Source organism: Brevundimonas sp. (assembly GCF_030682035.1).
Taxonomy (GTDB): domain Bacteria; phylum Pseudomonadota; class Alphaproteobacteria; order Caulobacterales; family Caulobacteraceae; genus Brevundimonas.
On sequence record NZ_JAUXQZ010000034.1, the window covers coordinates 1 to 26850 of the forward strand.

Annotated in this window: 26 protein-coding genes, 1 tRNA gene and 1 other RNA gene; 18 read left to right on the top strand and 10 right to left on the bottom strand. The window is 67.7% G+C overall.

Features of this window, described 5'->3' with window-relative positions; translation table 11 throughout:
- Positions 1–156 precede the first annotated feature (156 nt).
- Entirely contained in the window at positions 157–1104 is a 948-nt protein-coding gene (nudC, locus tag Q8K49_RS09520) for an NAD(+) diphosphatase (RefSeq protein WP_305305574.1), read from the bottom strand.
- Positions 1105–1159: 55 nt separating this feature from the next.
- Between nudC and ffs the strand changes: the two genes are divergently transcribed.
- The 3 genes from ffs (at position 1160) to Q8K49_RS09535 (ending at position 3808) form a co-directional block, all read left to right on the top strand.
- An RNA gene (gene ffs / locus Q8K49_RS09525) (signal recognition particle sRNA small type) lies at positions 1160–1253 on the top strand.
- 179 nt (positions 1254–1432) lie between these two features.
- On the top strand, positions 1433–1816 hold the full coding sequence (locus Q8K49_RS09530) for a DUF3597 domain-containing protein (protein WP_305305576.1): 384 nt from the start codon (positions 1433–1435) through the stop codon (positions 1814–1816).
- An 84-nt stretch (positions 1817–1900) separates the two neighbouring features.
- Positions 1901–3808, top strand: coding sequence for a DNA polymerase III subunit gamma/tau (locus Q8K49_RS09535; RefSeq protein ID WP_305305578.1), 1908 nt, complete (start codon positions 1901–1903; stop codon positions 3806–3808).
- Between the two features lie 15 nt (positions 3809–3823).
- On the opposite strand, the gene Q8K49_RS09540 is transcribed toward Q8K49_RS09535, so the two are convergent.
- Positions 3824–4396, bottom strand: a complete 573-nt coding sequence (locus tag Q8K49_RS09540; RefSeq protein ID WP_305305579.1) for a hypothetical protein — start codon at positions 4394–4396, stop codon at positions 3824–3826.
- A 150-nt stretch (positions 4397–4546) separates the two neighbouring features.
- On the opposite strand from Q8K49_RS09540, the gene Q8K49_RS09545 reads away from it, so the two are divergent.
- Positions 4547–5179: a cupin domain-containing protein gene (locus Q8K49_RS09545; RefSeq protein ID WP_305305580.1), complete on the top strand. Its 633-nt coding sequence runs from the start codon at positions 4547–4549 to the stop codon at positions 5177–5179.
- A gap of 7 nt (positions 5180–5186) precedes the next feature.
- Here the strand turns inward: Q8K49_RS09545 and Q8K49_RS09550 are convergent, their stop codons facing one another.
- Entirely contained in the window at positions 5187–5801 is a 615-nt protein-coding gene (locus Q8K49_RS09550) for a malonic semialdehyde reductase (protein WP_305305581.1), read from the bottom strand.
- A gap of 162 nt (positions 5802–5963) precedes the next feature.
- Here Q8K49_RS09550 and Q8K49_RS09555 point away from each other — a divergent pair, with 162 nt between their 5' ends.
- From Q8K49_RS09555 to Q8K49_RS09580, 6 genes are all read left to right on the top strand, one after another.
- Entirely contained in the window at positions 5964–6293 is a 330-nt protein-coding gene (locus Q8K49_RS09555) for a YbaB/EbfC family nucleoid-associated protein (protein ID WP_305305583.1), read from the top strand.
- 342 nt (positions 6294–6635) lie between these two features.
- The gene (gene recR, locus Q8K49_RS09560) at positions 6636–7238 is read left to right on the top strand and encodes a recombination mediator RecR (RefSeq protein ID WP_305305584.1); all 603 of its coding nucleotides are present in this window, start codon (positions 6636–6638) and stop codon (positions 7236–7238) included.
- A gap of 188 nt (positions 7239–7426) precedes the next feature.
- A complete protein-coding gene (gene rmuC, locus Q8K49_RS09565) occupies positions 7427–8692 on the top strand; it encodes a DNA recombination protein RmuC (RefSeq protein WP_305305585.1) in 1266 nt (421 codons plus the stop codon).
- Positions 8693–8786: 94 nt separating this feature from the next.
- Positions 8787–9251, top strand: coding sequence for a hypothetical protein (locus tag Q8K49_RS09570; protein WP_305305586.1), 465 nt, complete (start codon positions 8787–8789; stop codon positions 9249–9251).
- Positions 9252–9255: 4 nt separating this feature from the next.
- Entirely contained in the window at positions 9256–9447 is a 192-nt protein-coding gene (locus Q8K49_RS09575) for a helix-turn-helix transcriptional regulator (protein WP_305305588.1), read from the top strand.
- A gap of 57 nt (positions 9448–9504) precedes the next feature.
- A complete protein-coding gene (locus Q8K49_RS09580; protein ID WP_305305590.1) occupies positions 9505–10491 on the top strand; it encodes a TraB/GumN family protein in 987 nt (328 codons plus the stop codon).
- A 9-nt stretch (positions 10492–10500) separates the two neighbouring features.
- Here Q8K49_RS09580 and Q8K49_RS09585 read toward each other — a convergent pair.
- Positions 10501–10574: transfer RNA gene (locus tag Q8K49_RS09585), tRNA-Gly, on the bottom strand.
- 64 nt (positions 10575–10638) lie between these two features.
- On the bottom strand, positions 10639–12294 hold the full coding sequence (locus Q8K49_RS09590; RefSeq protein WP_305305592.1) for an amidohydrolase: 1656 nt from the start codon (positions 12292–12294) through the stop codon (positions 10639–10641).
- An 82-nt stretch (positions 12295–12376) separates the two neighbouring features.
- Between Q8K49_RS09590 and Q8K49_RS09595 the strand changes: the two genes are divergently transcribed.
- Both Q8K49_RS09595 and Q8K49_RS09600 read left to right on the top strand, forming a co-directional pair.
- The gene (locus Q8K49_RS09595) at positions 12377–12718 is read left to right on the top strand and encodes a hypothetical protein (RefSeq protein ID WP_305305594.1); all 342 of its coding nucleotides are present in this window, start codon (positions 12377–12379) and stop codon (positions 12716–12718) included.
- Positions 12715–13146, top strand: a complete 432-nt coding sequence (locus tag Q8K49_RS09600) for a DUF488 family protein (protein WP_305305595.1) — start codon at positions 12715–12717, stop codon at positions 13144–13146. Before Q8K49_RS09595 ends, Q8K49_RS09600 begins: the two co-directional genes overlap by 4 nt.
- A gap of 167 nt (positions 13147–13313) precedes the next feature.
- On the opposite strand, the gene Q8K49_RS09605 is transcribed toward Q8K49_RS09600, so the two are convergent.
- Positions 13314–15491 (bottom strand): 3-hydroxyacyl-CoA dehydrogenase NAD-binding domain-containing protein, encoded by a 2178-nt coding sequence (locus Q8K49_RS09605; protein WP_305305597.1) that lies wholly within the window; start codon positions 15489–15491, stop codon positions 13314–13316.
- An 11-nt stretch (positions 15492–15502) separates the two neighbouring features.
- Complete coding sequence (locus Q8K49_RS09610; RefSeq protein WP_305305599.1) at positions 15503–16708, bottom strand: acetyl-CoA C-acetyltransferase; 1206 nt, start codon at positions 16706–16708, stop codon at positions 15503–15505.
- A 296-nt stretch (positions 16709–17004) separates the two neighbouring features.
- Here Q8K49_RS09610 and Q8K49_RS09615 point away from each other — a divergent pair, with 296 nt between their 5' ends.
- Together Q8K49_RS09615 and Q8K49_RS09620 are read left to right on the top strand one after the other, a co-directional pair.
- The gene (locus tag Q8K49_RS09615; protein ID WP_305305601.1) at positions 17005–17556 is read left to right on the top strand and encodes a hemerythrin domain-containing protein; all 552 of its coding nucleotides are present in this window, start codon (positions 17005–17007) and stop codon (positions 17554–17556) included.
- A 68-nt stretch (positions 17557–17624) separates the two neighbouring features.
- Positions 17625–18239: a CAP domain-containing protein gene (locus tag Q8K49_RS09620; RefSeq protein ID WP_305305603.1), complete on the top strand. Its 615-nt coding sequence runs from the start codon at positions 17625–17627 to the stop codon at positions 18237–18239.
- Here the strand turns inward: Q8K49_RS09620 and Q8K49_RS09625 are convergent.
- Positions 18236–19231, bottom strand: a complete 996-nt coding sequence (locus tag Q8K49_RS09625; protein WP_305305604.1) for an SIS domain-containing protein — start codon at positions 19229–19231, stop codon at positions 18236–18238. The two genes, Q8K49_RS09620 and Q8K49_RS09625, sit on opposite strands and share 4 nt — an antisense overlap.
- 123 nt (positions 19232–19354) lie before the next feature.
- Here Q8K49_RS09625 and otsB point away from each other — a divergent pair, with 123 nt between their 5' ends.
- From otsB to Q8K49_RS09640, 3 genes are read left to right on the top strand one after another with little or no spacing between them, the layout of a single operon-like run.
- Positions 19355–20143 (top strand): trehalose-phosphatase, encoded by a 789-nt coding sequence (otsB, locus tag Q8K49_RS09630; protein ID WP_305305606.1) that lies wholly within the window; start codon positions 19355–19357, stop codon positions 20141–20143.
- On the top strand, positions 20140–21924 hold the full coding sequence (locus Q8K49_RS09635; RefSeq protein WP_305305607.1) for a glycoside hydrolase family 15 protein: 1785 nt from the start codon (positions 20140–20142) through the stop codon (positions 21922–21924). Before otsB ends, Q8K49_RS09635 begins: the two co-directional genes overlap by 4 nt.
- Positions 21921–23354 carry a trehalose-6-phosphate synthase gene (locus tag Q8K49_RS09640; protein ID WP_305305609.1) on the top strand — a complete coding sequence of 478 codons (1434 nt, stop codon included), beginning with the start codon at positions 21921–21923 and terminating at the stop codon, positions 23352–23354. Before Q8K49_RS09635 ends, Q8K49_RS09640 begins: the two co-directional genes overlap by 4 nt.
- Here Q8K49_RS09640 and Q8K49_RS09645 read toward each other — a convergent pair whose 3' ends face one another.
- Positions 23355–24557: an acetyl-CoA C-acyltransferase gene (locus tag Q8K49_RS09645; RefSeq protein WP_305305610.1), complete on the bottom strand. Its 1203-nt coding sequence runs from the start codon at positions 24555–24557 to the stop codon at positions 23355–23357.
- 110 nt (positions 24558–24667) lie between these two features.
- Entirely contained in the window at positions 24668–25573 is a 906-nt protein-coding gene (locus Q8K49_RS09650) for an SDR family NAD(P)-dependent oxidoreductase (RefSeq protein WP_305305611.1), read from the bottom strand.
- A gap of 197 nt (positions 25574–25770) precedes the next feature.
- Here Q8K49_RS09650 and Q8K49_RS09655 point away from each other — a divergent pair.
- On the top strand, positions 25771–26850 hold a 1080-nt coding region (locus Q8K49_RS09655; RefSeq protein WP_305305613.1), incomplete at its 3' end, for an outer membrane beta-barrel protein.

The window sequence follows — 26850 nt, forward strand, 5'->3', positions numbered from 1 at the left end:
CAATAGCGGCTCGATACGAGCCCACTGCGCCTCGTCCAGTTCGTATCGCTTCACACCCATCTCAGACCTCCGCCAAAGCGGAGACCTATGAATCACGCATCCGGCGATCCGGGAATCCCTGAATGTCGATTGGACCTAGCCCACTCCTGTTGCCTGCTACCTGTCGCCTGATCCCTCCACCTCGAACCCATCCACCCATGCCTGCAACAGCGTCCGGGCAATGGCGATCCGCAGCGGGGCCTTGATCGTCGGATGCGTCCCCTCAAGGCAGGCCCGGGCCTCGTCCCGGGTCAACCAGGCCACTGCCTCCAGCTCGGTCTGGTCGGGCCGGGCGTCGTCCGAATCGACCTCGCAGATCAGGCCGATCATCAGCTGTGACGGGAAGGGCCATGGCTGGCTGGAGTGATAGCGCACCGCTGTCACCGTCAACCCCGCCTCCTCCTCGATCTCGCGGGCGCAGGCCGCCTCTATGGTTTCGCCGGGCTCCAGAAACCCCGCCAGCGCCGACATCCGGCCCTCGGGCCAGGCCGCCTGGCGCCCCAGCAGGCATTTCGGCTCCGGTCCGCCCTTGTAGACGGCCAGCATGATGGTGACCGGGTCCACGCGCGGGAAATGCTCGGTCCCGCAGGCCGGGCAGACCCGTTTCCAGCCGCCGGAAGCGTTCTGGCTCTCCACCCCGCAGGCGGCGCAGAAGCCGTGCCGCCGGCGCCAGTCGAACAGCGACTTCGCCGTCCCCGCCATCGCCGCGTCCGGGCCGGGCAGGATCGCCGCCGCCTCGCGCATCTCGTGAAAGGCCCCCAGCCCCGCCAGCGGCCCGGCCGCCGGATCGGCCGAGCCCTCGACCTCGACCGCGAAACACGGCGCCCCCTTCCACAGGCCGAGGAACAGTTCGCGATCCGGCGCCACCGCCCGCGCATGGCTCAGCGCCAGCCAGGCCAGCCGCGGCTCCCCGGCCTCCTCGACCAGCGGCCGGCCCTCCCACAGCACCATGGCCACCGCGTCCGGGCTCGCGGCCTGTTCGGCCAGCCAATCCGCATCGTCCCGCCGGTCCCCCGCCCGATCGAGCGGATTGCCGGCGAATGTGTTGAGCGCGGGAAGGGGCATGAGGCTGTCTAGCAAGCCCACACTTGCATCCGCGAGCCGAAATCGTCATATCGGCCTCGGAGATCGCGGGCGAAGGCTTCGCCAATCTGGTCAGGGCCGGAAGGCAGCAGCCACAACGAATTCCCCTTCGGGTCGCGGTCTCCACTTCCTTTTTTAGTTGCGCTATCGCTCGCCACGCGGCGGCTCACTGCTTGAGCGCGGGATGCGCTTTCGTCATCCTTGGACTCGACCTGAGGGGCGTGACGCGGTCGCATGCTGCTTGAGCGCGGGATCGCGGAACCGCCGCCGTCGCCATCCGCTGTGCAGGCTCACCCCTTCAGGAGCGGACATGAGCATTCTCGGCAACATCCTCGGCAGGATTTTCAAGCGGCGCGAAACCGCGACCCCCACCGCGGGCCCGGCCCCTACGGCGGCGCCGACCACAACCACGACGACCTTCGCCCCTGCCGCCGCGGCTGCGGTTGATGTCGATGGCATCCTCGACTTCATGAACGAGCAGCGGGACCAGAAGCTGAACTGGCGCACGTCGATCGTTGATCTGATGAAGCTGACGGGGATGGATTCGACCTTGGCCGAGCGCAAGGAACTGGCCAATGAGCTCGGCTATACCGGCGACACCTCCGACACCGCCTCGATGAACATCTGGCTGCACAAACAGGTGATCGCGCGCATCCGGGCTGACGGCGGCCAGATTCGCGACCTGACCGACTGATCCACTCGGTCAGCCCCCGCGAAAGCGGGGACGGCTTGCGGCGAGGGGGTGCGCGACGCCGCCCTCTCGCTGTAAGACGGTGACATGAGCGACGCCGACCCGAGTCTCGAGGGCCCTCCGTGGGAAGAAGACGCCCCCGACGGCGACGCCGTCGAGCGCGATCCCGACACCGACGACATGTTCGGCGCGCCCGAACCCGCCGGTCTGCGCGAGATCGAGGCCGAGGTGACCAATTCGTCGGTCAAACCGGTGAAGACCAACGTCAAACCCGTCAAGTCGACCAAGGGCGAAGGCGAGCCCGACGCCGGCCCGCCCGCTCATGCCGACGACGGCTCGGCCTACACCGTCCTCGCCCGCAAATACCGGCCGCACACCTTCGAGGACCTGATCGGCCAGGAGGCCATGGTCCGCACCCTGACCAACGCCTTCGCCACCGGCCGCATCGCCCACGCCTTCATGCTCACCGGCGTGCGTGGGGTCGGCAAGACAACCACCGCCCGCCTGCTGGCCCGCGCGCTCAACAACGAAACCGACAGCATCGACCGTCCGTCGCTGGCCCTGACCGATCAGGGCCGCCACGACGCCTCCATCATGGCTGGCCAGCATATGGACGTGGTCGAGATGGACGCCGCGTCCCACACCGGCATCGACGGCATCCGCGACATCATCGAGAGCGTCCGCTACGCCCCGGTCGAGGCGCGCTACAAGGTCTATGTCCTCGACGAAGTTCACATGCTGTCGAACCAGGCCTTCAACGCCCTGCTGAAGACACTGGAAGAGCCGCCGCCCCACGCCAAATTCATCTTCGCCACCACCGAGATCCGCAAGGTCCCGGTGACCATCCTCAGCCGCTGCCAGCGTTTCGACCTGCGCCGCGTCGAGCCGGAAATCCTCGTCGAACACCTCGCCCGCATCGCCGACCGCGAGGGGATGAAGATCGAGCAGGACGCCCTGGCCCTGATCGCCCGCGCCGCCGAAGGCTCGGTGCGCGACGGCCTGTCGCTGCTGGATCAGGCGCTGGTGCAGGGCGACCGCGGCGAGACGGTCAGGACCGAGGTGGTGCGCGACATGCTGGGCCTCGCCGACCGCAGCCAGACCATCGCCCTGTTCGAATCGATCATGGCCGGGCGCACGCCCGAGGCGCTGGAGCTGTTCCGCACCCTCTACGGCTACGGCGCCGATCCGGTGCAGATCACCAACGACCTGCTGGAGCACTGCCACGCCGCCTCGGTGGCCAAGATGCTGGGGCCGCAGGCCACGCGCCTGCCGAATGATCAGGCGCAGAAGCTGACGGCGCTCGGTGCTGTCATCTCGGCCGGAACCCTGGCCCGCGTCTGGCAGATGCTGCTGCGCGCCCTCGACGAGGTCCGTCGCGCCCCCAACCCCGCCGACGCGGTCGAGATGGCCATCGTCCGCCTCGCCTACGCCGCCGACCTGCCGGGACCGGAAGAGGCGCTCAAGGCCCTGCGCGACGGCGAGCCCATGCCCGCCGGCGGCGCCCCGCGCGGCCCCTCCGGCGGTGGTGGAGGCGGCGCCCTCTCGGCCCAGCTGGCGGCGCGTCCGGTCGTTGCGCCCAGCCTGCCCGACCCCCAGACCTTCGAAGCCGTGGTCGCCCTGATCGGCGAGAAGCGCGAGGTCGGCCTGCAGATGGACGTCCAGCGCTACGTCCGTCCTGTGGCCTTCAAGCCCGGCGCCATCACCTATGAAAGCCTCGACGGCGCGCCGATCGACCTCGCCAGAAAGTTGGCCTCGCGGCTCAAGGACTGGACCGGCCGCACCTGGCTGATCGCCGCCAACGGCCAGGGCGGCGGCGAGACCATGATCGAGACCGACCGCCGAAAACGCACCGAGGAGCGGGCCGAGGTCGAGGCCGACCCCTTCGTCATGGCGGTGATGCAGGCCTTCCCCGGCGCGGTCATCGGCGAGATCAAGACGCTGGCGCCTGTGGTGGAGCTGCCGGTCATCCCGGATGAGGCGGGGGACGAAGAGTGAGGGACTCCCCTGGGCTCACCGCAGGAGGAAAGGAAAGGTGATCCATAGGGTGTAGGGGACGAGCAGCGCGACGAACCCCATGTGCAACCATGGCCGTTTCACGAAGATCAGCAACGTCATGACGGCGCCGAGGGCGAGATTCGGCCATTGGCTGAGCAAGAGCTCGACAGGGGAGGCACCGGGCGCATGGCGCGACCCCAGCACGAACACCAGGATGATCATCGTCAGCACCATAAGCGTCCAGAAGTGGGACGCGGTGTCGAAGTAGTGGCGACGGAGCGAAAGCCCGTCGGCGGGCACCTCGTCGGGCAACACGGCGGCGACGGCGAGGAACAACGTCAGGAACAGGGCGAGGTCGGGCAGAAACCCGCCGATACTCAAATTCGTGGCGGTGCGGTACCATTGGAACGAGCCCCACCAGAACAGCACGACCTCCATCAGCATCACGAAAGCGAGCGCGAGGCTGACCCAGTCCCAATCCACTCGTTTGCGTGCCCGCAAAAGCTTGTGGACGCTGATTGCAAGGTCGGTGACCGCAAGGCCGACGATGATGGCGAGGAAGACGGAAATATACTCGGCGAGCGACATGAGCGGCTTTTTCCCCCGCCGGCTTGCCCTCGAGTCGCGGCGCCTCGGCCGGCCCAGTAACGCCGATCGCCGGGCGATGGGCAAGTGGTGAGAGAGGACGGGAACCTGAACGGCCGCTGGCCGCAGCGCCGCCTGAAGAGGAGTTACAGGATGGCCCGCAGAGACTTTGACCCGGCGACCGTCAGGCCCGATGGACGCCCCGCGACCAAAGCCAGGCTCTTTGATGCCGCGACCGGCGGCCCGTGGCGGGGCTCCGTCGACGGTCTGACGCTGGGCGGGCAAAACACCGTGCTGACCTATGGCACGGACACGATCGGCGCGGGTCCGTGTCCCAACGTCCATCCCTATGATGAGACCTTCATCATCATCGAGGACCGCGCCCGCTTCTTTGTCGGCGACATGACGCTGGACGCCGCCCAGGGCGAAGTCGTGTTCTGGCCCGCGGGCGTTCCGCACCGGTTCGAAAACCTCGGGCCGGGTCGCCTTCAGACGATCGACATCACCACTCGCCGGAATGGATCCAGACGGATCTGGATACGGATTAGCGCCCGGATCGACCGGTTTCGCCAGGACCTTGTCATCCCGGACGCCGCAAAGCGGCGATCCGGGACGCCTGACCACGCAAACGCAAAACTGCCGGAAGCGGCGTCAGCCGCTATCCGGGAGACAGGAAGGACCTTGCTCGACGGCTACCCTGTTCCCGGACAATCGCGGCGCGATTTCCGGGAAGACTGGCAGGGGTTTACGCCGTCCCCGATCACCTCTTCGCGGTGTCCGGGATGACAAGCCGCTACAGAATCCGCGCCGCTTCCTCGAACCCCAGCCGCGGCGACCGCGGGAACAGGTTCTCGTCGGACCCGTAGCCGAGGTTGACGATGAAGTTCGGCTCCACGGCTGTGCCGCCGAAGAACTCCGCCTTCACGCCCGCCGCGTCGAACCCCGACATCGGCCCGACGTCCAGCCCCAACGCCCGCGCCGCCAGCAGGAAATAGCCGCCCTGCAGCGAGGCGTTGCGGAACGCGCTCTCGCGCCGCCCGGCCTCATCGGCGAACCAGTCCTTCACGCCGGGAAGGTGAGGGAACAGCACCGGCAAATGCTCGTGGAAGTCGATGTCCTGGCCGATGATGACATTGACCGGCGCCTGTAGCGTCTTGGCCCGATTGGGCTCGGCCATATGCGGCGCCAGCCGGGCCTTCGCCTCCGGCGACGTCACGAACAGGAAGCGCGCCGGGGTGGCGTTGAACGCCGTCGGCCCGAATTTGGTCAGGTCGTACAGGCGGCGCAGCAGGTCCTCCGACACCGGGCGATCGGTCCAGGCGTTGCGCGTGCGGGCGCCGGTGAACAGCTGGTTCAGCGCGTCATCCGATAGCGGCGTGTCGCGGGTCACAAGAGCATCGTAGGGCATGGGTTTCTCTCCAGGTCGGCATTTGCAACAGCAATAGATGCTAATTAGGAGGGGCGGGCATCGACGACGAGAGAATATAAGAACACATATTGTTACAGATGCGGTCGGCGGTGACGGCCAGAGCCCTTGGCGCCGGGCGGCGGAACCGCCTATCTTGAGGGGATGACAGACCTCCACGCCCTCATGCAACAGGCCCAGGCGATGCAGCAGAAGCTGCAGGACGCCCAGGCCAAAATGGCCGAAACCACCGCCTCGGGCACCTCCGGCGGCGGCCTCGTCACCGTGGCCCTCAAGGGCGCCGGCGAGATCACCGGCGTGACCATCGACGACAGCCTGCTGGTCTCCGGCGAGGGCGAGATCCTCGCCGACCTGATCGTCGCCGCCCACGCCGACGCCAAACGCAAGCTGGACGAGGCCAACGGCGCCCTGATGCGCGAGGCCGCAGGGCCGATGGCGGGGATGAACATCCCCGGCATGCCGAAACTGTTCTGAGCACTCCGCGGGTCGTGCGGCCGGAGGGTTCATCACAACGAGCACAACGGAAGGGCACGACGGACACGACGGGAGCAGGGATTCGTTCGGCGCCGCGCCTCGGCCGACCGGTCCTTGATCGCGGCTTCGCCGCCTTGATCCGATCGACGCTCAGCGTCGATCCGTAGTCTTTCTGAGCGTCGAACTCGGCTTTGTCCCGTTCAGGCCCCCGTTGTGTTCGTTGTGCCCTTCCGTTGTGCTCGTTGTGATGAACCAGAACTGCGCAGGGCAGGGGCGCGGAAGGCCCTGTTGGGCCCGGCGGAGAGATAGGCAACCGCTCAGCCCCCATGGTATGCGCGGGTCATGGCTGCCTCCGCGGGACCCGAAATCGAACGGCTGATCAGCCTTCTCGCCAAGCTGCCCGGCCTCGGCCCCCGCTCGGCCCGACGCGCGGCCCTGGCCCTGTTGAAGAAGCGTGAACAGCTGCTGGTCCCGCTGGCCGCGTCGCTGGCCGAGACGGCGGCCAAGGTCACCTCCTGCAGCGTCTGCGGCGCGCCCGACACCCGCGACCCCTGTTCGATCTGCTCGAACGGCGCGCGCGACAATGCCCTGATCTGCGTGGTCGAAGAGGCCGGGGCCCTGTGGGCCATGGAGCGGTCGGGCGCCTTCCGCGGCAAATACCATGTGCTGGGCGGCCTGCTCTCGGCGCTCGACGGCGTCGGCCCTGACGCGCTCAGGGTCGCCGAACTGGTCGGACGCGTGCGCGGCGGCGAGGCGAAGGAGGTCGTGCTGGCACTGCCCGCCACCGTCGACGGCCAGACCACCGCCCACTACATCGCTGAGCGGCTGGCGGGGACGGGCGTCGAGATCACCTCTCTCGCCCGCGGCGTGCCGGTGGGCGGAGAACTCGATTGGCTGGACGACGGCACCATCATCCAGGCCATGCGCCAGCGCCGGCCCGCCTGAGCCGCCCCACCGGAGCCGCCCCACCGGGACCCTGCGCCCGATTCTGACGCGGGCATGGTGCAGCGTCGGGAGATGACACACCTTCGTCCCGCACGATCCGGACGCCGTGGACGGAGTGGACGCTTCGGACGCTTCGCACTGTGTTTTTCAGGTCGCTGCGTCCGGCGACTCCCGATAAGGAACGGAGCATGAACGCCTCGCTCGTCGCCTTTTTCGCCGCCTCGGCGGTCGCCGTCATCGCCCTCGCCTGGGCCCTGATGGAGCGCCGCCGCGCCTCCGCCGCCGACACCCGGTCGTGGGAACTGCGCGAACGCTATGCCGAGACCGAGGCCCGGATGCGCCTGTTCGAGGACCAGGCCGCGACCTCGACCGAACTCCTGCGCGCCCAGGCGGCCCAGTCGGCCGGCACCGTCGCCGAGGAGCTGCTCAAGCGCACCGACGAGACCTTCCGCAATCGCGAACTGATGTCGCAACAGCGGATGGAGGCCCAGCTCAAGCCGGTGGCCGACACGCTCAAACTCTTTCAGGAGCATGTCGCGGCGCTGGAGAAGACCCGCAATGAGGAAACGGGCGGGCTCAAGGAGCAGCTGGCCCTGCTGATGACCGCCTCGACCGCCACCCGCGAGGAAGCGCGACGCCTGACCGAAGCGCTCAAAGGCAACACGGGTCGGCGCGGCCGCTGGGGCGAGCAGACCTGCCGCAATGTGCTGGAGGCCGCCGGCATGGCCGGCCGGTTCGATTTCGAGGAGCAGTCCTCCAGCGCCGACGACGCCGGCCGCCAGCAGCGCCCCGACTTCGTCGTTCGTCTGCCCGGCGGCGGCATGTTCGTGATCGACGCCAAGGTCTCCCTGGCTTTCGGCGACGCGGCCGACGGCGACGAGGAGGCCCAGGCGAAGGCCGCCTCCCTGCGCACCGCGACCAGTATGAAAACCCACGTCCGCCAGCTGTCGTCCAAGGCCTACCAGGACCAGTTCAAACCCAGCCCCGACTTCGTCGCCATGTTCGTGCCCGGCGACGCCTTCCTCGCCGCCGCCCTCGACCACGAGCCGGACCTGATGACCACAGCCATGGCCTCGCGCGTCGTCATCGTCACCCCGACCACCCTGTTCGCCCTGTGCAAGGCCGTGGCCTACGGCTGGCGCGCCGAGGAGCAGGCGAAGAACGCCGAGGACGTCGCGAAACTGGGCAAGGAACTCTACAAGCGGCTGTCGGTCATGGGCGGCCACGCCGCGGCCGTCGGGCGGGCGCTCGAGACAGCCGTGGGTAAATACAATCAGTTCGTCGGCTCGCTGGAGAGCCAGGTCATGGTCTCGGCCCGCCGCTTCGAGGATCTCCAGGTCGATCATGAAGCCAAGGACCTGCCCGAACTCATCCCGGTCGAGACCGCGCCGCGCAGCCTCAGCCGTCCCGAGCTGACTGAAACCCCCGCGTTGCGCATCGCCGAGGGCGGTTGAGGCAAGGCGATCTTGTCTATCTGACAAGGGTGCTTGACAGGCCTGGTGGGGTGTATGTAAAACGACCTTGTCATTCCTGCGAGGAGGTTCCGCCATGGCCAAGGGCCTGAAATCTGTCTTCCTGTGGTCCGCCGTGGGCCTGGCCGTGCTGACCGCCCTGGTGTTCGTCGCGGTCGCCGTGGTCGGCTATTTCTCCGCCGAGGGCAGCCTCGACGAGGCTCGCGCGATGGTCTGGATCATGGGCGTCTTCGCCGTCCTGATCATGATCGGCTCGATGGTCGGGGGCGCCGCCTGGATGCGCTCCATCGACGAGGCCGCGCGCGAGGCGCACAAGGCCGCCTGGTACTGGGGCGGCTCGGGCGGCATGGCGGTGGGCGGCGTCCTCGTCTGCCTGGCCTCCCTGCCGCAGGCCGGCGCCATCCATATCCCGTCCTGGCTCGACGGCCGCACCGACCCCGCCGCCTACGCCGCCACCGGCGCCTTCGGCATGATGCTGCTCATGCTCATCGGTTACACCGTGGTCTGGGCTTGGTGGTGGATCACCCGGATGCGGGACTGACCCCATGAACAATCGCCTCAAGGTGTTGCGCGCCGAACGCGACTGGAGTCAGGCCGACCTCGCCCATGCGCTGGGCGTCTCGCGCCAGACCGTCAATGCGCTGGAGACCGGTCGCTACGATCCATCCCTGCCGCTGGCCTTTCGCATTGCCCGGGTCTTCGGCCAGCCCATCGAATCCGTCTTTACCGAGGACTGATCTTCCGCATCGGACCCCGACACCAAATCGCTCTCGAATCTTCCAAGGATTGCCCCCATGACCCTTGCCGCTCGTTTGAAGACGCGCGCCGTCCGCCTGACCCACACCGCCCTCGGGGTCGTACTTGGCGTCATCCTGGCGGGCGCCGTGGCTTTCCAGCCCGTCGAGGCTCTCGCCCAGGCCGTCGAGGCCCCGCCCGCGCCCGCTCCCCCCGCCACCCGCGCCGTGCTCCAGGCGGAGGGGACAGGCCCCGCGCTGTGGGTGATCCGCGACGCCGACTCGACCCTCTATCTGTTCGGCACCGTCCACGTCCTGCGCCCGACCACAGCCTGGGGCTCGGCCCGCGTCGACGCGGCCTTCGACAGCGCCGACCAGATCTGGTTCGAAATCTCCAATCCCGACGATCAGGCGGCCCTGGTGCCCCTGATCCAGCAACACGGCATCTCGCCGGATCGGCCGCTGTCCAGCCTGCTGACCGCCGAGGAGATGACGGCCCTGAACGCCCTCGCCGCCTCCGCAGGCATGCCCGCCGGCCAGATCGACGTCTTCCGCCCCTGGTTCGCCGCCCTCGTCCTGTCGGTCGCGCCCTCGGTCAGGGCCGGATACGATCCCCAGTCAGGCGTCGAACTGATCCTGAAGGCGCGGGCGGAAGCCGCCGGCAAGTCCATCCAGGGTCTGGAGACCATCGACAAGCAGATCAGCATTCTGGCCGGCATGTCCGAGGCCGACCAGCTGTCCTTCCTGCGGTCGATGCTGGAGGCCTGGGAGGACGCTACGGTCGAACTGGATCGGATGGTCGGGGCCTGGGCCACGGGTGACGTCGCTCTTCTGGAGGAGATCGCCGTCGATGAGATGAAGTCGGAATCGCCGGTCCTCTACGAGGCCCTGCTGGTTGGCCGGAACACCGATTGGGCCAACCAGATCCAGACCATGCTGGAAGGCTCGGGGACGGTCTTCATCGCCGTGGGCGCCGCCCACCTGGCCGGCGACGACAGCGTCCAGGAAATCCTCGAGGACCGCGGCCTCAGGGTGACCCGGGAATAGCCGGAAATCTGGAGCGGGCGGCGGGAATCGAACCCGCACGAAAAGCTTGGGAAGCTTTCAGGCTACCACTACATCACGCCCGCGGAGCCGACGCAGCCATAGGCGGATCGGCGCGGCGCATCAAGGCGGGACGGACGTCCTGCCGCTTCAGTCGGCGCGATAGACCACCACCCCGTCCACGACCGTCAGGGTTGCGTGCCCCTTGGGAATGTCTGCGGCGGGCGCGGTCATCAGATCGACGGAGAAGGCGGTGAAGTCCGCGCGCTTGCCGACCTCGATCGTGCCCAGTTCGGCTTCGCGGAAGCTGGCGTACGCCGGCCAGAGGGTGAACATCTTCAGGGCCGTGGCCCGGTCGACGGCTTCGCCCGGTCGCCAGTCGGGACCCTGGAAACCCTCCAGATCGGCGCGGGCGACGGCGGCGTAGAATTCGATCAATGGCGCGCCGCGCTCGACCGGGGCGTCCGAGCCGCCGACCACGATCACGCCCATGTCCGACAGGCTGCGCCACGCATAGGCGCCGTCCAGACGGGCGTCGCCCAACCGGGCCGGGGCGAAATGCAGGTCGCCGATGGCGTGGCTGGGTTGCATCGAGGCGATGATCGGCAGGTCCCTGAACCAGTGATAGTCGGCGGGCCGGAGGACCTGTGCGTGCTCGATGCGCCAGCGCACGTCCTCCCCGTTGGGCCGGTCCGAGGGTGGAATGCCGGCCAGCGCCTGCTGGTACCATTCGATCACCGAAGCGTTGCCGAGGTCGCCGATGGCGTGGGTGGCGATCTGGATGCCGCCCCGTAACGCGGCCTGGTACAGGGGCACTATTTCCTGCTCCGCGATCTGCATCAGGCCGGTGGTCTCCGGCCGGTCGGCATAGGGTTGGAACAGCGCCGCGCCACGCGAGCCGAGGGCGCCGTCGGCATAGTATTTGATCGCCCGGGTAATGATCCTGCCGTCCGCCACGCTGCGCGGTCCACTGGCGATCAGCGCCGCCGCACCATCGGGGGTGACGCTATTGTAGATCCGCAGCGGCGCCTCGCCCGCCTCTGCCATGGCCTCGAGCAAGGGGACGTCCCGCCACGGCGCGCTCATGAAATGCACGCCAGTCCAGCCATAGGCGGCCTCGACACGGAAGCCGGCACGGTAGGCGTTACGCAGTGCCTCGGGATCGGCCTGGGGCATCAGGCCCGCGACCAGCTGTTCGGCGGCGTCGACCAACAGGCCTGTCGGCCGGCCGTCGGGACCTTTGAGTATTTCGCCGCCGGACGGAGCGACGGTCGAGGCGTCCACATTGGCGGCTGCGAGAGCCGCAGAGGAGGCGACCACCGCATGGCCGTCGGCGCGGCTCAGCAGGACCACCCGTCCCGGGGCGGCGGTGTCGAGGTCGGCGGCGGTCAGGAAGCGCGCTTCGGGCCAGCGGGTCTCGATCCAGCCGCGCCCGACGATGGGGCCGTCCGGATGGGCCTCGGCCCAGGCCGTCAGCCGGGCCATCGCGTCGGCGACCGAGGCCGAGCCCTCGAGATTGAGGGTCAGCTCGCGCCAGCCGATGCCGTCGAGGTGGGCGTGGCCGTCGGTGAAGCCGGGGAAGAGGGCGGCGCCCTTGAGGTCGATATGAGGGATGTACTCGAAGTCCGGGGCTGCGTGGGATGGGCCGACGTAGGTGATCCGCCCGCCCTCGACGACCACCACTTCGGCAGTCGGGGCGCTGTCCACACCCGTGTAGATCGGCCCGCCGTAGATAAAGAGGTCCTGGGCCTCGGCGCTGAAGGCGGCGCCGGCGAGCAGCAGGGCGAGGGCGAGGGTGCGAGGCATCTGACGGTTCCTGAGTCTGGCGGAGTTCGGACTCGCCCTATCCATCCACCTGCGTCAAGTTCGGCGTCTCAGGAGTTCGCCCATGATCCTCGCCCTTCTCATCGCCCTTGTCGGACACGACGCCCCGGCGCCCCCGCTTGTCCGGGCCGAGCTGTGTTCCGCCCATATCGAGGCCTTCATTGTCGAACAAGCCGAGGCGACAGGCATGGTGGCCGGTCCCAGCTGGTTCATCCGAAGCTGGTGGAGCGCGCGTCTGCCGGAAGATGGCGCGCCAGAGGCCCTGAGCGACGAACAGCGGACCGCGCTGATCGCCGCCATGCCGGACCGCAAGGCCGCTGACCCCGAGGCATTCGGCGCCGAGCGAGAGGCCTGCCTCGACGAGGCCATCGACGCAGGCGCCGTGCCGGGCATGGGACCGGGATGAAGCTGTTCACCATCGGCTATGAGGGCGAGCCGCAGGCGGCGGTAATCGACCGGCTAAAGGCCGCCGGAGTGGAGGTCGTGGCCGATGTGCGGGCTGTGGCGGCGTCGCGGCGGGCGGGCTTTTCCAAGACCATACTGGGGACCAGCCTCAATGAGGCGGGCATCGACTATGTCCACCTGCGGCCACTGGGGACGCCAAAGGCCGGGCGTGACGCGGCGCGCAAGGGCCGGATCGCCGAGATGCGGGATATCTTCGCCGGTCATATGGCCGAGCCGACCTCGGAGGCGGCGTTCCAGCTGCTGCGCGGGCTGGCGGCGGAGAGGAAGACGGCGCTGCTTTGCTTCGAGGCCGACCATTCGGGTTGCCACCGTGCGGTGCTGGCAGAACGGCTGGCGGTCGAGGATGGGTTCGAGGTGGTGAACCTGTAGGTGCGACCCTCCTCCCCCTGCGGGAGAGGGAGATCGCGCACGGCGGCGAAGCCGCTGTTCTGGCGCGGTCGGTGAGGGGTCGCACAGACCCGCACGGATCGGCCCGCGAGACCCCTTAGCCGACCCGCTTCGCGGGCCACCTTCTCCCGCAAGGGGAGAAGGAAAATTCAAGCCGCCGCCTTCTGTTTCCCGGCGAAGTTTCCGTAGAAGGTCTCGCCCTTCGCGGCCATGTCACGCAGCAGTTGGGGAACCTTGAAGCGGTCGCCGTAGCGGGCGGCGTAGTCGTCGGCCTGGGCCACGAAGGCCTTCAGCCCCGTCTGGTCGATCAGGGTGATCGGGCCGCCGGTCCATGGCGCGAAGCCCCAGGCCAGGATGGCGCCGACATCGGCCTCGCGCGGATCGTCGATGACGCCCTCTTCCCAACAACGCGCGACCTCGACCGCCTGCCGATAAAGCAGACGCTGCTTCTGATCCTCGACCAGTTCCGGCGTGGAATCGTTGATCTTCACCGGGGCCAGTTCGGCCAGGCCCGCCCAGAGCTTCTTGGGCTTCTGGTCGTAATCATAGAAGCCCATGCCGTTCTTGCGGCCATAGCGGCCGAGCTCTTCGACCATTTTCTGGACGATGTGGGAGCCGGGCAGGGGCTGGTATTTGTCGCCGAGGTCGAGCGCAGTCTGTTTGGCGATCTTGACCGACAGGTCCAAGGCCACGTCGTCGTGCATTTCCAGCGGCCCGCGCGGCATACCGGTCATGCGACCGATTTTGTCGATGAGGGCGGGGGCATAGCCCTCTTCCAGCATGGCCATGCCCTCGGCGACATAGGTGCCGAAGCAGCGCGAGGTGTAGAAGCCGCGACCGTCGTTGACGACGATCGGGGTCTTCTTGATCTTCATGACGTAGTCGAGCGCCTTCGCGATGGCCGCCTCGCCGGTCTTCTCGCCGAGGATGATCTCGACCAGCATCATCTTGTCGACGGGCGAGAAGAAGTGGATGCCGATGAAGTCCTCAGGCCGCACGCTGGCCTCGGCCAGACCGGTGATCGGCAGGGTCGAGGTGTTGGAGCCGAACACGGCCCCGGGCGCCAGCTGGGCCTCGGCCCGCTTGGTGACGTCGGCCTTGATTCCGCGGTTCTCGAACACCGCCTCGATGACGAGGTCCGAGCCCTTGATCAGGTCGTAGTCGGTGGTGGCGGTGACCGATCCCAGCAGGGCGTCGTATTTGGCCTGATCGATCTGGCCGCGTGACAGCCGCTTCTTCAGCAGGTCGGCGACATGGGCCTTGCCCTTGTCGGCATCCTCTTGGGTGCGGTCGATCAGGATGGTCTCGATCCCGGCCAGGGCCTGCACATAAGCGATGCCCGCGCCCATCATGCCCGCGCCGATGACGGTGACCTTCTTCGGATCGGACTTCGGCTGGTTGGCGGGGCGGACGGCGCCCTTATCCAACTCCTGCTTGCTGAGGAACAGCGAGCGGATCATGGCCTGGGCCTGCGGCGTCATCAGGGTCTTGATGAAGTAGCGGGTCTCGATGCGCAGGGCCGCATCCATCGGAACTTGAATGCCTTCATAGACAGCCTTCATCAGGTTCAGCACGGCGGGATAGTTGCCGTAGGACTGTTTGCGCAGCATGGCGTTGCCGACGAGGAAATTCTGGATGCCGGCCGGGTGGTAGGGGCCGCCACCGGGCTGTTTGAAGGCCTTGTCGTCCCACGGCTGGACGGCCTTGCCGCCGCCCTTGATCCACGCTTTCGCGGCGTCGATCTCGGAGCCCTTGGCCACGACCTCGTGGACAACACCCGCGCCCTTGGCGTCGTTCGGACGCCAGGACGAGCCGGCGCTCATCGCCGTCATCGCCGCCTGCACGCCGATCAGGCGCGTCAGGCGTTGGGTGCCGCCGCCGCCGGGGAACAGCCCGACCTTGATCTCGGGCAGGCCGAGCTGGATCTTGTTGTCGTCGGCGACCACGCGATAGTGGCAGGCCAGCGTCAGTTCGAGGCCACCGCCGAGGGCCAGGCCATTGATGGCCGCGGCCACCGGCTTGCCGCAGGTCTCCAGCGCGCGCAGGGCGCCGTTCAGCTTCCAGCCCGCATCATAGGCATCCTGCAGCGAACCACCGGCCAGCATGCCGCCGGCCATGTCGCCCAGATCTGCGCCGGCGCAGAAGCCGCTCGCCTTGCCCGAGGTCAGGACCGCGCCCTTGATGGCGTCGTCGGTCTTGATGCGCTCGACCACCTGCGGGATCTCGGCCATCACGCCCGAGGTCAGGGTGTTCATCGACCGCCCGGGGACGTCGAAGGTGATCAGGGCGATGCCGTCGGCGTCGACGTCGATCTTGAAGTTTTCCATGGTCAAAATCCTCAAACCCGCTCGATGACGGTGGCGGTGCCCATGCCGCCGCCGATGCACAGGGTGATCAGGGCGGTCGAGCGGTTGGACCGCTCCAGCTCGTCGAGGGCGATGCCGGTGATCATGGCTCCGGTGGCGCCCAGCGGATGGCCCATGGAGATGCCGCCGCCGTTGACGTTCATCTTGTCGTGCGGAATGTCGAGCGCCTGCATGTAACGCAGGACCACCGCGGCGAAGGCCTCGTTCAGCTCCCAGACGTCGATGTCGGCGGTGGTCATGCCCAGCTTGCCGAGCAGCTTCTTCGTCACGAACTCCGGGCCGGTCAGCATGATCGAGGGCTCCGAGCCGATCGAGGCGGCGCCGACGATGCGGGCGCGGGGCTTGAGGCCGAGGGCCTTGCCGGCCTCAAGCGTACCGATCAGCACCCCGGCCGAGCCATCGACGATGCCCGAGGAGTTTCCGGGTGTGTGGACGTGATTGACCCGCTCGACCTCGGGGTAGCGCTGGTTGATGACGCTGTCGAACGCCATCTCGCCCATCATGGCGAAGGAGGCGTTCAGGGCGCCCAGCGACTGCATGTCGGTGTTGGGGCGGATGGTCTCGTCGCGATCCAGCTGAACCAGGCCGAGCTGGTTCTTCACCGGGATGACTGATTTCGAGAACCGGCCGTCGGCCCAGGCGGCGGCGGCGCGCTTGTGGCTTTCCATGGAGTAGGCGTCGACGTCATCGCGGCTGAAGCCGTATTTGGTGGCGATCATGTCGGCCGAGACGCCCTGGGGCACGAAATAGGTCGGGAAGGCCGAAGACGGATCGACCGGCCAGGCGCCGCCGTCCGAACCCATCGGGACCCGGCTCATGGCCTCGATGCCGCCGCCGACGGCGAAATCGGCCTCGCCGGACTTCACCTTGGCCGCGGCCATGTTCACGGCTTCCAGGCCGGACGCGCAAAAGCGGTTGATCTGGACGCCGGCCACGGTCTGGGCCCAGCCTGCCGAGAGGACGGCGGTGCGGGCGATGTCGGCCCCCAGCTCGCCCACCGGGGTGACGCAGCCGAGGATGACGTCGTCGACCCGGGAAGTGTCCAGTTCGTTGCGGTCGCGCAGGGCCTCCAGCACCTGGGTCGCCAGGCTCAGGCCGGTGATCTCGTGCAGGGACCCGTCCTTCTTGCCCTTGCCGCGCGGCGTGCGGACCGCATCATAGATATAGGCTTCGGCCATGGGAGTCGGTCTCACTTGTCTGAGGCCCTATGCCCGGCGCGCGTTCCCGCTTTCGCGGGAATGAAGTGCCGTGCGGCTTGAGGGCGAGAGTGCGGTTGGAAACTTGTTCGCCACAAACCCTACGTTTACGTCAACGTCAAGTATTTCGTCGTCGCCGGCATCTCTGTGTCGATTATCGGACGCCGGAGAGCCGCGAATTCCGAGAACGACTCTCACCTAGCTTGGCCTTGGGAACAGGCGCGTTGATCGGCGCCTTTAAGCCGCCAGACACACTCACTTCCAAAGGGAAAACAACCATGGCCCGGACTTACGAAGAGATGGATGCCATCGCCATGCTGAAGGCCGACCACCGCAAGGTGGAGGACATCTTCGCGGCGTTCGAGAAGGCGACCTCGACGTCGAAGAAGCAGGCGCTGGCCCACCAGGCCTGTCTTGAGCTCAAGGTCCACACGGTGCTGGAGGAGGAGGTCTTCTATCCGGCCTGCCGCGGCCAGATAGATGAAGACCTGCTGAACGAGGCCTATGTCGAGCATGACTCGGCCAAGCTGTTGATCAACGAGATCGAATCCGCCAGCCCCGACGAGGAGTTCTACGACGCCAAGGTCAAGGTGCTGTCGGAGATGATCGAGCACCACGTCGAGGAAGAGGAGATGCGAGCCGAGGGCATGTTCAGCCAGGCCCGCGCCGCCGGTCTCGACATGGACGCCCTGGCGGACGCCATGCGCGCCCGCAAGGTGACGGCGATGGAGGAGTTCCAGGCCGGAAAGCCCGCAGAGACGCTGACGCTTGAGGGCGACGACACGGAAAAGGCGCTGCTGGACACGCCGCTGGGCGCTGACGCGCGCTGACGGCTGCATCGGGGGAACGGCGCGGCCCGCGATGCGCTATGTTGGCCGTGTCTGACTCCGGAGACCGCATGCGCCGTTCCCTGTTGCTCGCCGCCCTGTGCGGCCTGGCCGTCGCCGGCTCGGCCTGCGCCACCGACTATCCGCCGCCGGCCGGGTCGTTCCAGGTCGGCGCACCCATGGCCGAGCCCGCGCCTCGCGGGGCCCAGCCCATCGTCCCGATCCCTCAGGCGCGGGACTCGCGCCCCTCAAATGCCGTGGAGGCCAGACTGCTGGTCGCGCACAATGTGGAACGCGAGCGGGTCGGGACCCCGGCCCTGATCTGGGACGACGCCCTGGCGGCGGAAGCCGGAGCCTGGGCGCGGCAGCTGCTGGCCACGGGCCGGTTCGAGCACGATCTCAGCGGCCATGGCCACGGCGAGAACCTGTGGACCGGCTGGGGCGGTCGCGTCTGGACCCCCGAGGAAATGGTCGCCGACTGGTCCGCCGAAAAGCGGGACTATGTGCGCGGCGACTTCCCGAACGTCAGCCGGACCGGAAACTGGACCGCCGTGGGTCACTACACCCAGATGGTCTGGCGCGGCACCACCCATGTCGGCTGCGCCATCGCTTCGCAGGGCGACCGGTCCGTTCTGGCCTGCCGCTACTCGCCACCGGGCAATATCGACGGCCGACGGGCCTACTAACCCACGTAGCCGGCCTGCATCAGTTCGGCGATGTGGACGATGGCCACCGGCCGTTCGGCCTCGACCACCAGCAGGGTGGCGATCTTGTTCTGGGTCATCAGGTCGACGGCGTCGCTCATCCGGGCGTCGGGGTCGATGACCTTGGGTCGGGCGCTCATGACGTCAGCGGCGGTCAGGCCGTTGAGGTCGCGCGAAAAGGCCCGGCGCACGTCGCCGTCGGTGACGATCCCGGCCAGGGTTCCGTCGCCGTTCAGCACCGCCGCGGCGCCCTTGCGGCCCTCCGTTATGGCCGAGACCACTTCTTTAAAGGTGGCGGTCAGGGAAACGGTCGCAGGTGCGGGAGGGCGGTCGCCCATCCAGTCGCGCACACTTTGCAGGCTCATGCCCAACTTGCCGCCCGGATGGTGCAGTCCGAAAGCCTCGGCGGTGAAGCCACGGCGGTCCATCAGCACCATGGCCAGAGCGTCGCCGAGGGCCAAGGTCATCAGGGTCGAGGTCGTGGGCGCCAGACCGTTGGGGCAGGCCTCGGCCACTTGGGGCATGGTCAGGCAGACCGCGGAGGAGCGGCCGAGGAAGCTGTTCGGTCTCTGGGTCAGGCCGATCACCGGAATGCCCTCGCGCTGGCAATAGATCAGCGGATCGCGGAGCTCGCGGCTCTCGCCCGAGTTTGAGATCGCCAGCAGGGTGGCGTCCTTGCGCAGCATTCCGAGATCGCCGTGACTCATCTCGGCCGGATGGACGAAAAAGGCGTTGGTCCCGGTCGAAGCGAGGGTGGCGGCGATCTTGCCGCCGATATGGCCCGACTTGCCCATGCCGGTGACGACCAGATAGCCGGGGCGCGACAGGATCACGTCGCAGGCGCGGGCGATGCTGTCGTCGAGGCCGGATTCCAGCGCCTGCAGGGCGGCGATGTTCAGCTGGATCACCTCTCGCGCCCGGGCGGTCATGGCGACGGGATCGGCGGACAGGGCAGGGGCGGCGGCGTCGGTCATGCTGCGGAATTGGCCCATCCGGCGCGGTTTCACAATCCGTCGGGCGACGGGGGGTGATTGCTGCGATGCAAGAAAATTGGCCCCGCAGGTCAACCTTTGCCGCATGGCCGCGTTGATTCAGCCATGCGGACCTCAAACCTGAACACCGACGGCGCGCCTGCGCTGGTCGATGCGCTCTCGTATCTGCCGCCGCCGCCGGTCCAGCTCCAGCGTCCGGCCCTGTTTCTCGACATGGACGGCGTGCTCGCGCCGCTGGCGGCCACGCCGGACGCGGTCGTGCCAGACGCGAGACGGACAGCGGTGCTGCGCCAGCTGACGGCCCGGCTGGACGGGCGGGTCGCGATCCTCAGCGGGCGCACCATCGCGGAGATCGACCGGATCGCGGAAAGCGCCTCCGCCTCTGCCTCGGGGGTGCACGGTCTGGAGCGCAGACGGGCGGATGGATCGCTGGATCACGCCGCCGCGGCCCCGGCGGTGCGTGAAGCCGTCGCCGCCTTCGAGCGTTTCGCCCAAGAGCGCCCCGGAATGATCGTCGAGGACAAGGCGGTGTCGGCGGGCCTGCATTATCGCGGAGCGCCGACCGAGGCCGTCGCCGCCGAGGCCCTGGCCCGCAGCCTCGCCGCGGAGACCGGTTTGGCGCTGCAGTCGGGCCATCTGGTGGTTGAGCTCAAGACGCCCGGAACGGACAAGGGCACCGCGCTCAAGGCCTTCATGCTGGAGCCGCCATTCGCCGGCGCCATTCCCGTCATGCTGGGGGATGACCTGACCGATGAGGACGGGTTTCGCGCCGCCGCCGACCTCGGCGGCTTTGGCGTGCTGATCGGAGCACCGCGCCGGACCGCTGCGACCTGCGGCCTGCCCGATGTCGATGCCGTCCTCGCTTGGCTAGAGGCCCTGGAGGAGTGTCCGTGACCCCGAACCTCGACCTCGCCCCCATCGGCAACTGTTCGATCAGCGCCCTGATCGACCGCGAGGGCCGCTACGTCTGGGCCTGTGCGCCGCGCGTGGACGGCGATCCGGTGTTTTCGGCCCTGATGGACGGCTCCGATCCGGAGCATGGCTTCTGGGACATCGAACTGGACGGGCAGGCGTCGGTCGAACAGGCCTATGTTCGCAACACGCCTGTTCTCCGCACCGTCCTGACGGCGGAGGACGGCGCGTCGGTCGAGATTATCGACTTCGCGCCGCGCCATCCGAAACACAGCCGCACTTACCGGCCGCTGGCGTTCGGCCGGATCGTCCGCCCCCTCAGCGGAGCGCCGCGCATCCGCGTGCGCCTGCGCCCATCCGCAGCCTGGGGGGCGCGCCGGGCCGCCTGTACCCACGGCTCGAACCACATCCGTTATCTGTGCACGGACGTAACCTTCCGGCTGACGACCGACTGTCCGGTGTCCCACATCCTGAACGAGCGGGTGTTCCGCCTGGAGGGAGCCAAGGCCTTCTTCTTCGGCCCGGACGAGGGCTACGATCAGGACGTCGGCCCCGGCGTTTCGGCGGTGCTGGACCGCACCGTCGCCTATTGGCAGGACTGGGTCCGCACCCTCTATCTGCCGCTGGACTACCAGGAAGCGGTGATCCGCGCCGCGATCACGCTGAAGCTCTGCGCCTATGAGGAGACGGGCGCGATCGTCGCCGCCATGACCACCTCGGTCCCGGAGTTCCCCGAGAGCGGCCGCAACTGGGACTATCGCTACTGCTGGATCCGCGACGCCTACTATGTCGTGCGGGCGCTGAACCGGCTGGGCGCCGTCGATCTGCTGGAAAACTACCTCGGCTACCTGCGCAATCTGGTCGACGCCTCCGCCGGTGGCCACGTCCAGCCCGTCTACGGTGTCGGTCTGGAAGAGGACATCGACGAGCGCATCACCGAAACTGTGGAGGGCTATCGCGGCATGAAGCCGGTCCGCATCGGCAATCAGGCGCGCGAGCATCTGCAACACGACGTCTACGGACAGATCGTCCTGCCGCTGGTGCAGGCCTTCTACGATCAGCGGCTGCTGCGCCCCGGCACGATCGACGATTTCCACGCCCTGGAAAAGGTCGGCGACCGCGCCTTCGCCATGCACGACCAGGTCGACGCCGGCCTGTGGGAGTTCCGCACCATCGCCCGGGTCCACACCTATTCGTCAGTGATGTGCTGGGCCGCCTGCGACCGGCTGGCCAAGGCGGCGGATCACATGGGGCTGGGCGAACGCGCCGCGTTCTGGAACGACAGGGCGACGATCATCCGCGAACGGATCGAGCACGAGGCCTTCCTGCCCGACGAGGGCCGGTTCGCCGCCAGCTTCGGCAACCGCGAGCTGGACGCCTCCCTGCTGCAAATGACCGATCTCGGCTTCCTGGACGCCCGCGACCCGCGTCAGGTCGCGACCTTCGACGCTATCGAACGGGATCTGAAGAAGGGCCCCTATCTGTTCCGTTATGTCGAGCCGGACGATTTCGGCGAGCCGGAGACGGCATTTAATTTCTGCACCTTCTGGTTCATCGAGGCCCTGCACCAGAACGGCCGAGACGCCGAGGCGCGCGAGATTTTCGAGGAGATGCTGAGCCGCCGGACCCACGCCGGCCTGCTGTCCGAGGATCTGTCGCTGGGCGACAAGGAGCTGTGGGGCAACTATCCGCAGACCTATTCGCTGGTCGGCATCATCAACTGCGCCGTCCTGCTCAGCCGATCGTGGACGGACGCACGATGAGCCGCCTGATCGTCGTCTCCAACCGGGTGTCCGCGCCCAGGGATCCCGCCGCGGGCTCTACCGGCGGCCTGGCCATGGCGCTGTCGGCGGCGCTGCGGAAATACGACGGTCTGTGGTTCGGCTGGTCCGGCGAGACGGTCGAACATTTCACCGGCGAGGCCCAGTTTGAGGATCGCGACGGCGTCACAGTCGCCCTGGTCGATCTTGAGCATCAGGATGTCGATGAGTATTACAACGGCTACGCCAACAAGACCCTGTGGCCGCTGTTCCATCACCGCGTCGACCTGACCGCCTATGAGCGGTCCTACGGCGAGGGATACGAGCGAACGAACGCCCGGTTCGCCGAGGTGCTCGCGCCCCTGATCCAGCCGGAAGACGTCATCTGGATTCACGACTATCACATGATCCCGCTCGCCCGGGATTTGCGACGGCTGGGAGCCAGGAACCGCATCGGCTTCTTCCTGCACACGCCCTGGCCGGTGCGGCAGTTGCTCGTGACCCTGCCCCATCACCGCCGGCTGGTGGAGGCGATGTTCGACTACGACCTGATAGGATTCCAGACCCGCGAATGGCTGGACCTGTTCCGCGACTATGTGGCGTCGGAGCCGAGCGTGAACGGCAAACTCCTGCCCAACGACGCGCTGGAGGCGTTCGGCAAGGCCGTTCAGACCGGCGTCTTTCCCATCGGAATCGACGTCGAGGGTTTCATCGCGGCGCGAGACTCTCCGCTAGGGCGGCGGACCTATGACCGGATGGCGGCCTCGGCGGCGTTCCGGTCGCTGATCGTCGGCGTCGACCGGCTCGACTATTCCAAGGGGCTGGAGGAGCGGCTGCTGGGCTATGAGCAATTCCTCGAGACCAACCCCGACAGGCGCTCCGAGGTCCTGCTGTTGCAGGTCACGCCCATTTCCCGCGACGAGGTCGATTCCTACCAGGACATCCGCGGCCGGCTGGATGCGCTCGCAGGCCGCATCAACGGGGCCTATGCCGAGATGGACTGGCAGCCGATCCGCTATCTGAACCGCACCTATCGCCGCGACCAGCTGGCCGGCATCTATCGCGCCGCGCGGGTCGGGCTCGTCACGCCGCTGCGCGACGGTATGAACCTGGTGGCCAAGGAATATGTCGCGGCCCAGAACCCGGACGATCCCGGCGTTCTGGTGCTGTCCCGGTTCGCCGGAGCGGCTGAGCAGATGGGCGAGGCCCTGCTGGTCAATCCGTTCAGCCGCGAGGAGCTGTCCGACGCCATCCAGCGCGCCCTGACCATGCCGCTGGAGGAGCGGAAGCGGAAATGGGCGTGTCTGATGCAGGTGGTGCGCGACACCGACGTCAGCGTCTGGCGCAACGACTTCGTGGCCACCCTGCGCGCCATCGAGCGGCCGGCGGACGGGAACGGCGACGCCGCCCCCGCCTCCGCCCATGCGGCCTGATCAGTAGATCTCGAACAGCCCTGCGGCGCCCATGCCGCCGCCGATGCACATGGTGACGACGCCGTATTTGGCCCCCCGCCGCTTGCCTTCGATGAGGACATGGCCGGTCATCCGGGCGCCCGACATGCCGTAGGGGTGGCCGATGGAGATAGCGCCGCCCGAGACGTTGAGCCGATCATCCGGAATTCCCAGCCGGTCGCGGCAGTAGAGCACCTGCACGGCGAAGGCCTCGTTCAGTTCCCAGATGCCGATGTCATCAACGGTCAGGCCGTGGCGCTCGAGCAGGCGGGGCACAGCGAAGACCGGGCCGATGCCCATTTCGTCGGGATCGCAGCCGGCCACAGCCATGCCGCGGTACGCCCCGAGCGGGGTCAGGCCGCGGCGTTCGGCTTCCTTCGCCTCCATGATCACGCAGGCCGAGGCTCCGTCCGACAACTGGGAGGCGTTGCCGGCGGTGATGAACCGGCCCTCGGCGATCAACTCGCCGCCGCCGAACACCGGCTTCAGCGATTGCAGGCCTTCCAGCGTTGTGTCGGCGCGGTTGCCCTCGTCCTTTGACAGGGTGACCTCTTTCGACGACGCGACGCCGGTGGCCTTGTCCATCACCTGCATGGTGGTGGTCATGGGGACGATCTCGGCGTCCAGACGGCCCTCGGCCTGGGCGGCGGCGGTGCGCTGCTGGGAGCGCATGGCGTATTCGTCCTGCGCATCGCGGCTGATCCCGTAGCGGGCCGCCACGACCTCGGCGGTCTCCAGCATCGACATATAGATGTGCGGCTGGAGTTTGAGCAGGTCGGGGTCGCGCAGGCGGAACAGATTCATGTTCTGGTTCTGCACCAGCGAGACCGATTCCAGCCCGCCGCCGACGGCCACGACCTGGCCGTCATGCGTCACCTGTTTGGCCGCCGTGGCGATAGCCATCAGGCCCGAGGCGCACTGCCGGTCCAGGCTCATGCCCGCGGTGGTGACAGGAAGGCCGGCGGCCAGGGCCGACTGCCGGGCTACATTGGTGCCGGTCGAGCCCTGCTGCAGGGCCGCGCCCATGACCACGTCCTCGATCTCGGCCGGGTCGACGCCCGAGCGGGCCACGGCGTGGCGGATGGCGTGACCGCCCAGCTGCTGGGCCTGGGTGTCGTTGAAGGCGCCGCGATAGGCCCGGCCGATCGGAGTGCGGGCGGTGGAGACGATGACGGCTTCACGCATCTGCGATGCTTCCTTGCTTGTTTGCCCTATCGCTCGCCTCGCGGAGGCTCGCTGCTTGAGGGCGGGTTGACGGCGACCCTAGGCCCATGCCGTTGGGTCAAGGCAAGAGGTCAGCCGAGCGCTTGCTGGGCTTTTGTCAGTTCGATCATGCCTTGGGCGGCGCCCATCTCGGGCACGATCTCGCCGGTGCGGTCCGAAATCTCGGCGAAGCGGGCGGCGACCTGCTCCGGGGCGTCGTCGCCGACCGCGCGGATGCCTTGGGTGATGGTCACATAGGCGCGCTCGAACCCGCCGGCGCCGGCGGTCAGGATGCAGCGGTTGGGCGCGTCCTCGCTGACCAGATGGAGCAGGCCGGGTGAGACCGTGTCAGGGCCGAGCAGCTCGAGCGGCAGGCGGGCGCCGAGGTCTTCGGTCATCCGGGTGTGGGCCGTCGGGGCGAGGCAGTTGACGCGGATGTCGTTCTTGGCCCCCTCGATCGACAGGGTCTGCATCAGGCCGACCAGCGCCATCTTGGCCGCGCCGTAGTTGGACTGGCCGAAATTGCCATACAGTCCCGAGGACGAGGTGGTCATAACGATGCGGCCGTAGTTCCGCTCGCGCATGATGTCCCAAACGGCCTTAGTGCAGTGGACGGCGCCCATCAGATGGACGTCCATGACGAAGCGGAAATCGTCCAGGTCCATCTTGGCGAAGGTCTTGTCGCGCAGGACGCCGGCATTGTTCACCAGAATGTCGACCTGGCCCCATTTCGCTATAGCCGCTCCGACCATGGCTTCGACTGCGGCGAAATCGGTGACCGAGGCGGCATTGGCGATGGCCTCGCCGCCCGCGGCCACGATCTCGGCCACAACGGACTCGGCCGCGGTCGCTGATCCGCCCGAACCATCGCGAGCGCCTCCCAGATCATTGACGACCACCTTTGCGCCGCGTTTGGCCAAGGCGAGGGCGTGTTCACGCCCCAAGCCGCCGCCGGCCCCCGTCACGATCGCCACACGCCCATCAAATCGCATCATCATCCGACTGTTCCTCCTGTCGCCAGTAGCTTCCTAGCAGCCGTCCGGCTTCGGGAAACCCTGCTCAATGTGTTGAAACGGCGCCACAGTCGCCACATTCCTAACCAGAACGAGGAACCGGGACCGTACATTGCCGTTCGGCCTTGCGAGCACCCCGTACAGACGGGGACTTCGGGCAACCACTGAGTATGAGGGATATGATGAAGGTGAAACTTCTCGCTGGCGTTGCGATGGCCGGGCTGTTTACAGCCGGCGTCGCCAACGCCGAGCCGAATGGCTGGTACGGCGCGATTGATGCGGGCTACCACAAGATTGGCGAAATCGAGACAAGGGCTCAGGCCACAGGCGCCCGGCGTTTCAATTTCGAAGTTGAGGACGACTGGGCGGGGTTCGCCCGTCTCGGCTACCGGTTCGACCAGAACTGGCGCGTCGAGCTTGAAGGCGGCTACCGCTCGAACGACATCGCGTCGATCAACAACCCGAACCCGGGCATTCCGACCGGCATCTGCGCCGTCGGACCGGCTGCTGGCCCGTGCAATACGCCAGACGGCGAGCTGAGCGCCGCGACCTTGATGGTCAATGTGCTCTATGATTTCGGCATGGAAGGTCAAGCCCTGCGTCCGTTCATCGGTCTGGGCGCCGGCGTGAACCGGGTCAACACCGAGGTTCTGGGCACGCTGGGCGGCAACCGCACGGTCGGCTTCGCCGCTGACGACAGCTCCACCGAGCTGGCGGCGCAGTTCATCGGCGGCCTCGCCTTCGCGATCAGCGACCGGGCCCACCTGGACCTGACCTATCGCTATCTGATGTCGAACTTCGAGTTCGCGACCTTCACCTCGACCGCTCCTACGGCCCTCGGTCCTTACCAGGGCCGCTATGACGACAGCCACACCCTGACGCTGGGCCTGCGCTATGCGTTCGGTGCGGACGAGCCGGTCTACATCCCGCCGCCCCCGCCTCCGCCGCCTCCGCCGCCCCCGCCGCCGCCGCCGCCTCCCCCGCCGCCGCCGCCTCCGCAGGTGCCGGCCGCGCGTGAGTTCGTGGTGTATTTCGACTGGGATCGTTCGGACCTGACGGCCGAAGCCTCGTCGGTGGTCAGCCAGGCTGCAAGTTACGCCAGGTCGGGTCGTCCGACGCGCATCCTGGTCGTCGGTCACGCCGACACCTCCGGCTCGGCGGACTACAACATCGGCCTGTCGAACCGCCGCGCGCGGACCGTGGCTGATGCTCTGGTCGCCCAGGGCGTCAACGGCGGCGTGATCTCGCTGGACGGCAAGGGC